The sequence below is a fragment of the Streptomyces sp. L-9-10 genome, assembly GCF_004151105.1.
GTDB lineage: Bacteria > Actinomycetota > Actinomycetes > Streptomycetales > Streptomycetaceae > Streptomyces.
In genome coordinates this window covers 97,446-106,038 of the sequence record NZ_PHRF01000120.1, presented here as the reverse complement: position 1 = coordinate 106,038, position 8,593 = coordinate 97,446, and the positions used below count along the sequence as shown (strand labels likewise).

Genomic DNA, 8,593 nt, shown 5'->3' with positions numbered 1-8,593 from the left:
ATGGTACTGCAGGGGGGACCCTGTGGGAGAGTAGGACGCCGCCGAACAATTTTTGATGGGAATGCCCCGCACCTTTGGTGCGGGGCATTCCTGCGTTCCGCAGACACTCTCACTTTTGCCCCTTTCCTCACCCCCCTGCGTCGGTCCGCCGGCCCTGAGGGTAGGGTCAGGAGGCATCGTTGGCACGTTCCACACAGGAGGCCCCCGGGTGGAGGTCCAGGAGACTCGCGTTCAGACGGACCGGGTGCTCACCATCCCCAACATCCTCAGCATGGCCCGCCTCGTCGGCGTACCGCTCTTCCTGTGGCTGATCCTGCGCCCCGAGTTCGGCGGGCCGAAGAGCGATGGATGGGCCTTGCTGGTGCTCATGCTGAGCGGCGTCAGCGACTATCTCGACGGCAAGCTCGCCCGCCGCTGGAACCAGATCAGCAGCCTGGGGCGACTCCTCGACCCCGCGGCCGACCGGCTCTACATCCTTTCCACCCTGGTTGGCCTCACCTGGCGGGAGATTCTTCCCCTCTGGCTCACCGCGGCCCTCGTGGCCCGGGAACTGATGCTTCTGGTCATGGTGGCCATCCTTCGCAGGCACGGCTATCCGCCTCCCCAGGTGAACTTCCTGGGCAAGGCGGCTACCTTCAACTTGATGTACGCCTTCCCGCTGCTGCTCCTCAGTGACGGAAGTGGCTGGCTTGCGTCACTCGCTGAAGTTTTCGGATGGGCGTTCGCTATTTGGGGTACAAGTCTCTATTGGTGGGCAGGGATCCTGTATGTGGTCCAGGTCCGTCGGCTTGTCAAGGCGGACAACGTGGCCGACTGAACTCGTCGATGTGGTGCCGTGCAGTGTCGCCGGCCCGCGCCCGACGTCAATGGGGCCTCTGTCCAGACGGGTGAAGTCGGCGAGACCGTCTCTTCAAGGAGGACGCTTCCGACATGAAGGCCGTCGTGATGGCCGGTGGCGAAGGTACTCGACTTCGCCCCATGACCTCAAGCATGCCCAAGCCGCTCCTGCCGGTCGTAAACCGGCCGATCATGGAGCATGTGCTGCGGTTGCTCAAGCGCCATGGGCTCAGTGAGACCGTCGTAACCGTGCAATTCCTCGCCTCTCTCGTCAAGAACTATTTCGGTGACGGTGAAGAGCTGGGCATGGAACTGACCTATGCCAACGAGGAGAAGCCGCTCGGCACCGCGGGGAGTGTGAAGAACGCGGAGGAGGCACTGAAGGACGATGCCTTCCTCGTTATTTCCGGTGACGCGCTCACCGATTTCGATCTGACCGACCTCATCGCCTTCCACAAGGAAAAGGGCGCACTGGTGACGGTGTGTCTGACCCGGGTGCCGAATCCACTGGAATTCGGCATCACGATCGTGGACGAAGAGGGAAAGGTTGAGCGCTTCCTGGAGAAGCCCACCTGGGGACAGGTCTTCTCGGACACCGTGAACACGGGCATCTACGTGATGGAGCCCGAGGTCTTCGACTATGTCGAGGCCGACGTGTCGGTGGACTGGTCCGGTGATGTCTTCCCTCAGTTGATGAAGGAGGGCAAGAAGGTCTACGGCTATATCGCCGAAGGCTACTGGGAGGACGTCGGCACGCACGAGAGCTACGTCAAGGCCCAGGCCGATGTGCTCGAAGGCAAGGTCGACGTCGATATCGACGGCTTCGAGATCTCACCGGGCGTGTGGATCGCCGAAGGCGCCGAGGTCCATCCCGACGCCGTAATGCGCGGGCCGCTGTACATCGGTGACTACGCCAAGGTCGAGGCCGACGCGGAGATTCGCGAGCACACCGTCGTCGGATCCAATGTCGTCGTCAAGACCGGCGCGTTCCTTCATAAGGCCGTTGTCCACGACAACGTCTACATCGGGCAGCACAGCAATCTGCGCGGCTGTGTGATCGGCAAGAACACGGACATCATGCGCGCCGCCCGGATCGAGGACGGCGCGGTCATCGGCGACGAGTGCCTCGTCGGCGAGGAATCGATCATCCAGGGCAATGTGCGGGTCTACCCGTTCAAGACCATCGAAGCCGGCGCCTTCGTCAACACGTCGGTGATCTGGGAGTCCAGAGGGCAGGCGCATCTCTTCGGAGCGCGCGGTGTCTCCGGCATCCTGAACGTCGAGATCACGCCAGAAGTGGCGGTGCGGCTCGCGGGCGCGTATGCCACAACCCTGAAGAAGGGCTCCACCGTCACCACGGCGCGTGACCACTCACGTGGTGCTCGTGCGCTCAAGCGCGCCGTCATCTCGTCACTTCAGTCCAGCGCCATCGACGTCCGGGACCTGGAGAATGTCCCGCTGCCGGTCGCCCGTCAGCAGACGGCCCGGGGCAGCGCCGGCGGCATCATGATCCGTACCACGCCCGGGGTCCCGGACTCCGTGGACATCATGTTCTTCGACGAGCGCGGCGCCGACCTGTCGCAGGGCGGTCAGCGCAAGCTGGACCGGGTGTACGCGCGACAGGAGTACCGCCGCGCGTTCCCCGGGGAGATCGGAGACCTGCACTTCCCGGCCAGCGTCTTCGACTCGTACACCGGCTCGCTGCTGCGCAATGTCGATACGACCGGGATCGCGGAGGCCGGGCTCAAGGTCGTGGTCGACGCGTCCAACGGCAGCGCCGGACTCGTGCTGCCCAGCCTCCTGGGCCGGCTCGGCGTCGACGCGCTGACCATCAACCCCGGCCTCGACGAGTCCCGGCCGACCGAGACGGCCGAATCGCGCCGTTCGGGCCTCGTCAGGCTCGGTGAGATCGTCGCCTCGGCGCGGGCCGCGTTCGGGGTGCGGTTCGACCCCGTCGGTGAGCGGTTGTCGCTGGTCGACGAGCGGGGCAGGATCATCGAGGACGACCGCGCCCTGCTGGTCCTGCTCGATCTCGTCGCGGCCGAGCGCCGCAGCGGGCGGGTGGCGCTGCCCGTGACCACGACGAGGATCGCCGAGCAGGTCGCCGCGTACCACGGCACGCAGGTGGAGTGGACGACCACCTCGCCGGACGATCTGACCCGGGTGGGCCGTGAGGAGACCACGATCTTCGGCGGTGACGGGCGCGGAGCCTTCATCGTGCCGGAGTTCAGCAGTGTCCTGGACGGTACGGCCGCCTTCGTGCGGCTGATCGGTCTGGTGGCGCGTACGCAGCTCACGCTGAGCCAGATCGACGCCCGTATCCCGCGCGCCCATGTGCTGCGCCGGGATCTGGCGACGCCCTGGGCCGTCAAGGGGCTGGTCATGCGCAGCGTCGTCGAGGCGGCCGGAGACCGACAGGTGGACACGACGGACGGGGTGCGTGTGGTGGAGGCCGACGGCCGCTGGGTGATGGTGCTGCCCGACCCGGCCGAGGCCGTCACTCATTTGTGGGCCGAAGGTCCCGACGACGCGTCGGCGCAGGCGCTGCTCGACGAGTGGTCGTCGGTCGTGGACAGCGCAGGTCACTAGGGCCCTTCGCGGGTGTGACACCGGTGTGCCGTACGGCGTGATCGACCGCCGTGCGGCGCGCCGGTGGGGCCATTCGGCGGTAGCGGCCCCGACGTGCGACGATGTGCGTCATGTCGCAGCAGCCCCCCATTCGGAGCACCGGCTCTCCGCCGCCGCGCCCCGACGCGTCGATGTCGCTGCTGAACAATGTGATGGACCACAGCCTCGACGAGGGCTACGCGGAGGCGGCGGCGCGCAGAGACGCGGAGGAAGGCGGCCTGCCGCGCACGCTCAAGGCGAAGCTCGGCCTCGCCGCGGGACTGGTGCTGGCCGCTTTCGTGGTCACCGTCGGCGCGGCACAGGCGCGGATCTCGGCGCCCGTGGTGGCCAAGGAGCGCGAGGAGCTCATCAGCCGGATCGACGCGGAGACCGCCACGGCGGACACGCTGGAGAGCACGGTCGAGAAGCTGCGCGCCGAGGTGGGTGAGCGCCAGCGCGCGGCCCTGCGGGCTCACGGCGGCGACCAGGGCGAACTGGTCGCTCTGCTCGCGGGCGCGACGCCGGTGCACGGTCCTGGCGTGCAGCTCGTGGTGGATGACGCCAAGGACGCCGAGTCCGGTGGCGACGGGCCGCGGGAGAGCAGCGGCTTCTCCGATACGGGCCGGGTGCGCGACCGCGATATGCAGCGCGTCGTCAACGGGCTGTGGGAGTCGGGCGCGGAAGCGATCGCGATCAATGGGCAGCGGCTGACCTCGCTGTCCGCGATCCGGGCCGCGGGCGACGCCATACTGGTCGACAACAGGCCGCTGGTGCCGCCGTACACGGTGCTCGCGGTGGGGGACGGGAAGAAGCTGAGCACCGCGTTCCAGGACAGCGCCGACGGTCAGTATCTGCACGCGCTCCAGGAGAACTTCGGTATTCGCACCAGCATTTCGGATCAGGAAGACGTGCGCCTGCCTGCCGCGCCGAGCCTGATCGTACGTACAGCAGAGCCGAAGGCCGCCGACGCCGGGAAGGGCAACGGACAGGGCGCGGCCAACACCGGGAAGGGCACATCGTGATCGCCGTACTGGGCCTCGTCGTGGGAGTCGTGGTCGGATTGTTGGTCCGGCCCGAGGTGCCGGCGGTGGTGGAGCCCTATCTGCCGATCGCCGTCGTCGCCGCGCTCGACGCGGTCTTCGGGGGACTGCGCGCCATGCTCGACGGGATCTTCGTCGACAAGGTCTTCGTCGTCTCGTTCCTGTCGAACGTGGTCGTGGCCGCGCTGATCGTGTTCCTGGGCGACAAGCTGGGCGTGGGCGCGCAGTTGTCCACCGGCGTGGTGGTCGTGTTCGGTATCCGCATCTTCTCCAACGCTGCCGCGATCCGCCGGCATGTGTTCCGGGCGTGAGGCCGATGAACGGCGGAGAGAACCCCAGGAACGAGAACGGTACGGGCGGCCCGTCGGAGCCGGAGAGCCAACAGCTCACCGGGCGTCAGCGGTTGGCCGCGGGGCTGTGGCCGCCGAGGGTCACCCGGGCCCAGCTGATCGTCGCCGTCCTGCTGTTCGTGCTCGGACTCGGGCTCGCCATCCAGGTCACCTCGAACAACGACGACAGCGCGCTGCGGGGCGCCCGTCAGGAGGACCTGGTGCGCATCCTCGACGAACTCGACAACCGTACGCAGCGCCTTGAGGACGAGAAGCAGCGTCTCGACGCCCAGCGCACCGAGTTGGAGACCAGCTCGGACCAGGCGGAGGAGGCGCGCAAGCAGACGCGGGAGAAGGAGCAGCAGCTGGGCATCCTGGCCGGGACGGTCGCGGCGCAGGGGCCCGGAATCACGCTGACCATCGACGATCCCAGCGGCACGGTCGAGCCGGACATGCTGCTCGACGCGATCCAGGAGCTGCGGGCGGCGGGCGCCGAGGCCATCCAGGTCAATGACGTGCGGGTGGTCGCCGATACATACTTCTCGGGTACGGGGGGTGACGTTCAGGTGGATGGCAACCGAGTCGCCGCCCCGTACGTCTTCAAGGTCATCGGTAAGCCGCAGGATCTGGAGCCCGCCCTCAACATTCCGGGCGGAGTGGTCCAGACGCTGGAGAAGGAGCAGGCCACAGCCACGGTGGCGCGTGCTGAGAAGATCATCGTGGACGCCTTGCGACCGGCGAAGCGTCCTGACTACGCTCGGTCGTCGTCGCAGTGAGGCAGGGGTGCATGGCAGCCGCCGTACGCGGGCATGAGGTTGCGGGGGGTCGGCGCACGATCAGCGTGGTGCGTGGTGGAAACTGTCCGGTGGATACGGACGTTGTCAAGATGTCCGGGTCGGCAGGTGTGTTCATTCAGGGTTCGTCCTGCCCCACGGGCGGGTCTGTTTCGGTCAAGGGGAATCGCCCGTGAAGTTGTTTGCGAAGTTGTTCGGCAAGAGCGCACGCGAGGAGAGCGGCACCGCTCGCCATCGCGCGTCGCGCCATGGCCAGAGCGAGGAGTCGGGCGGCGAGCGTCCGCTCTTCCGCGACCAGGTGGGTGGCGAGGCGTCCGGCGCGTCGTCTGTTGACCCTGCTGGTCCCGGCCGCATAGGTTTCGAGGACTCATCTGTCCCCGGGGGGCAGTCGCGGCAGGAGGATCCCTCTATGTCGGCCTTGCCTGTATGCACGAGGTGCGGACACCGGAACGCCGAAGCCAGTCGGTTCTGCTCCAACTGTGGCGCGCCGCTGCGGGGCGGGGCGCCCGCGGAGCGTGCTTCGGAGACCACCTCGACGATCTCCATCTCGGGTCTTGAGGCGTATGACTCCGAGGTGACCGGCCAGACGTCGCTTCCCTCGCTCACACCGGAGGCGCAGGCGGCGGTCGACGCGCTGCCGACGGGGTCGGCGCTCCTGGTGGTGCGCCGCGGTCCGAATTCGGGTAGCCGCTTCCTGCTGGACGGCGAGCTGACCACGGCCGGCCGTCATCCGGAGAGCGACATCTTCCTGGACGATGTGACCGTGTCGCGGCGCCATGTGGAGTTCCGCAGGGGTGCCGACGGCCGCTTCACCGTCTCGGACGTGGGCAGTCTGAACGGTACGTACGTCAATCGTGAGCGGATCGATTCGGTCCTGCTGGCGAACGGCGACGAGGTCCAGATCGGTAAGTACCGGCTGGTCTTCTACGCGAGCCAGCGGGGCGTGTGACCCTCAGGGAAGGTCCATGCTGCGCACACCGAAGGGCGGTGCCGGATCCGGTACCGCCCCCACGGGCGGGCCGCTGCTGAGCATCGGCGCGGTGCTCGCCCGGCTGCGGGACGAGTTTCCCGGCATCTCCATCTCCAAGATCCGGTTCCTGGAGGCGGAGGGCCTGGTCGAGCCGGACAGGACACCCTCCGGTTACCGGAAGTTCAGTGACGGGGATGTCGAGCGGCTTGCCCGGGTGCTGCGGATGCAGCGGGACCACTATCTGCCCCTGAAGGTCATCAGGGAGCAGCTGGACGCCCTGGGGCGCGGCGAGCATGTCCAGCTGCCGAGCCCGCAGCGCGGGCCGCTGAGCGCCGTCCCGGAGGCGGAGTCCGGGGTTCGGACCGCCGCGCGAATCGGCCGTGACGAGCTGCTGGCCGCCGCCGGGGTCGGTGAGAGTCTGCTCGACGAGTGGGAATCGTACGGTCTCATCACGCCGTTGCCGGACGGCGGCTACGACGCCGGGGCCGTCACCGTGGCCCGGCTCGTCTCGGATCTCGGACGATTCGGTCTGGAGCCCCGGCATCTGCGGGTCATGAAGGCGGCCGCGGAACGCGAGGCCGGACTGGTCGAACAGGTCGTGTCGCCGCTGCGCCGGCACCGTAACCCGCAGACCAGGGCCCATGCCGAGGCGACCACCAAGGAGCTGGCCGCGCTCTCCACACGCCTTCACGCGGCTCTGGTCCGGACCGCCCTCGGGGTCCTGCCGGACTGATCATGGGGGAGTCCGACTACCCAAACCTGCCGGGCACGTCCTAGGGTTGCTGTGTGAACGAGCTCGACGTTGTGGGTGTCCGGGTGGAAATGCCCTCCAACCAACCGATCGTGCTCCTGCGTGAAGTGGGAGGCGACCGGTACCTCCCCATTTGGATCGGACCGGGGGAGGCGACCGCCATTGCCTTCGCCCAGCAGGGCATGGCCCCGGCCCGGCCGCTGACCCATGACCTCTTCAAGGACGTGCTGGAAGCGGTGGGCCAGGAGCTCACCGAGGTCCGGATCACGGACCTTCGTGAAGGGGTCTTCTATGCGGAGCTGGTCTTCGCGAGCGGGGTCGAGGTGAGCGCCAGGCCGTCCGATGCCATAGCGCTCGCGCTGCGCACGGGCACGCCGATCTATGGCAGTGACGGGGTTCTGGACGATGCCGGCATCGCCATCCCGGACGAGCAGGAGGACGAGGTGGAGAAGTTCCGCGAGTTTCTCGACCAGATCTCTCCGGAGGACTTCGGGACCAACAGCCAGTGAGCGGCCGGTGAGCGCTGCGCCGGGCTCTGTCAGCGCATTCGGTCACCCCTTCCCCGAAAAGGGGCACGGGAAACCACACTCAGGGTGATTATCACTCGGCGTGGCGAGTGTGGCGATCGTTGACGCACCCCGGGCTACTGCCTACCTTCGACAGGGCAGGTCAAGGACGGAGGGTCGGCGTGAGAAGCAGCGGCGACAGTACGGCGGCGGGCGGTCCGTATCCGCTTCACGGCAGTACCCCCGACCCCGGTGCGGAGACGGTCGGATACCGGGGTCCGACCGCGTGCGCGGCGGCGGGGATCACGTACCGCCAGTTGGACTACTGGGCACGCACGGGACTCGTCGAGCCGAGTGTCCGCCCGGCGTACGGGTCGGGCACCCAGCGGCTCTACAGCTTCCGGGACGTGGTCGTCCTCAAGATCGTGAAGCGGTTCCTGGACACCGGGGTCGCTCTGCAGAACATCAGGGCGGCGGTCCAGCATCTGCGGGCGGGCGGCTTCCAGGATCTGGACCGGGTGACGCTCATGAGCGACGGCGCGACCGTCTACGAGTGCTCCTCGCCCGACGAGGTCGTGAGCCTGCTCCAGGGGGGCCAGGGGGTCTTCGGGATCGCGGTCGGTGTGGTGTGGCGGGATGTCGAGGCCGCGCTGTCCCAGCTCCATGGGGAGCGGATCGACACCGGCGAGACACTGATCGGCAACAACCCCGCCGATGAACTGGCGAGACGGCGGCGGGACCGGGCTGTCTGACCCGCGT

At 67.8% G+C, this 8,593-nt stretch carries 9 protein-coding genes; all 9 read left to right on the top strand.

The features are described from left to right. The first annotated feature begins 208 nt into the window (after positions 1 to 208). The 9 genes from CU044_RS28550 to CU044_RS28510 all read left to right on the top strand — a co-directional run bounded on the left by CU044_RS28550 (position 209) and on the right by CU044_RS28510 (position 8,586). Positions 209 to 817 (top strand): CDP-alcohol phosphatidyltransferase family protein, encoded by a 609-nt coding sequence (locus CU044_RS28550; RefSeq protein ID WP_129771643.1) that lies wholly within the window; start codon positions 209 to 211, stop codon positions 815 to 817. A gap of 113 nt (positions 818 to 930) precedes the next feature. Continuing rightward, complete coding sequence (locus CU044_RS28545; protein WP_129771642.1) at positions 931 to 3,426, top strand: mannose-1-phosphate guanyltransferase; 2,496 nt, start codon at positions 931 to 933, stop codon at positions 3,424 to 3,426. 110 nt (positions 3,427 to 3,536) lie between these two features. After that, complete coding sequence (locus CU044_RS28540) at positions 3,537 to 4,466, top strand: DUF881 domain-containing protein (protein WP_129771641.1); 930 nt, start codon at positions 3,537 to 3,539, stop codon at positions 4,464 to 4,466. Next, positions 4,463 to 4,795: a small basic family protein gene (locus CU044_RS28535; protein WP_023543062.1), complete on the top strand. Its 333-nt coding sequence runs from the start codon at positions 4,463 to 4,465 to the stop codon at positions 4,793 to 4,795. Before CU044_RS28540 ends, CU044_RS28535 begins: the two co-directional genes overlap by 4 nt. Before the next feature lie 5 nt (positions 4,796 to 4,800). Then, entirely contained in the window at positions 4,801 to 5,589 is a 789-nt protein-coding gene (locus tag CU044_RS28530; protein ID WP_129771640.1) for a DUF881 domain-containing protein, read from the top strand. A gap of 82 nt (positions 5,590 to 5,671) precedes the next feature. After that, positions 5,672 to 6,556 (top strand): FHA domain-containing protein, encoded by an 885-nt coding sequence (locus tag CU044_RS28525; RefSeq protein WP_129771639.1) that lies wholly within the window; start codon positions 5,672 to 5,674, stop codon positions 6,554 to 6,556. Between the two features lie 16 nt (positions 6,557 to 6,572). Continuing rightward, a complete protein-coding gene (locus CU044_RS28520; RefSeq protein WP_165371993.1) occupies positions 6,573 to 7,310 on the top strand; it encodes a MerR family transcriptional regulator in 738 nt (245 codons plus the stop codon). 53 nt (positions 7,311 to 7,363) lie between these two features. Beyond that, on the top strand, positions 7,364 to 7,837 hold the full coding sequence (locus CU044_RS28515) for a bifunctional nuclease family protein (protein ID WP_006123076.1): 474 nt from the start codon (positions 7,364 to 7,366) through the stop codon (positions 7,835 to 7,837). A gap of 179 nt (positions 7,838 to 8,016) precedes the next feature. After that, on the top strand, positions 8,017 to 8,586 hold the full coding sequence (locus CU044_RS28510; RefSeq protein ID WP_129771638.1) for a MerR family transcriptional regulator: 570 nt from the start codon (positions 8,017 to 8,019) through the stop codon (positions 8,584 to 8,586). The last annotated feature ends 7 nt before the right edge of the window (positions 8,587 to 8,593 follow it).

What these genes read in the sequence shown, in the direction of transcription:
- CU044_RS28545 (WP_129771642.1), top strand. Translation starts at nt 931, where the DNA reads ATGAAGGCCGTCGTGATGGCCGGTGGCGAAGGTACTCGACTTCGCCCC.
- CU044_RS28540 (WP_129771641.1), top strand. Translation starts at nt 3,537, where the DNA reads ATGTCGCAGCAGCCCCCCATTCGGAGCACCGGCTCTCCGCCGCCGCGC.
- CU044_RS28530 (WP_129771640.1), top strand. Translation starts at nt 4,801, where the DNA reads ATGAACGGCGGAGAGAACCCCAGGAACGAGAACGGTACGGGCGGCCCG.
- CU044_RS28520 (WP_165371993.1), top strand. Translation starts at nt 6,573, where the DNA reads ATGCTGCGCACACCGAAGGGCGGTGCCGGATCCGGTACCGCCCCCACG.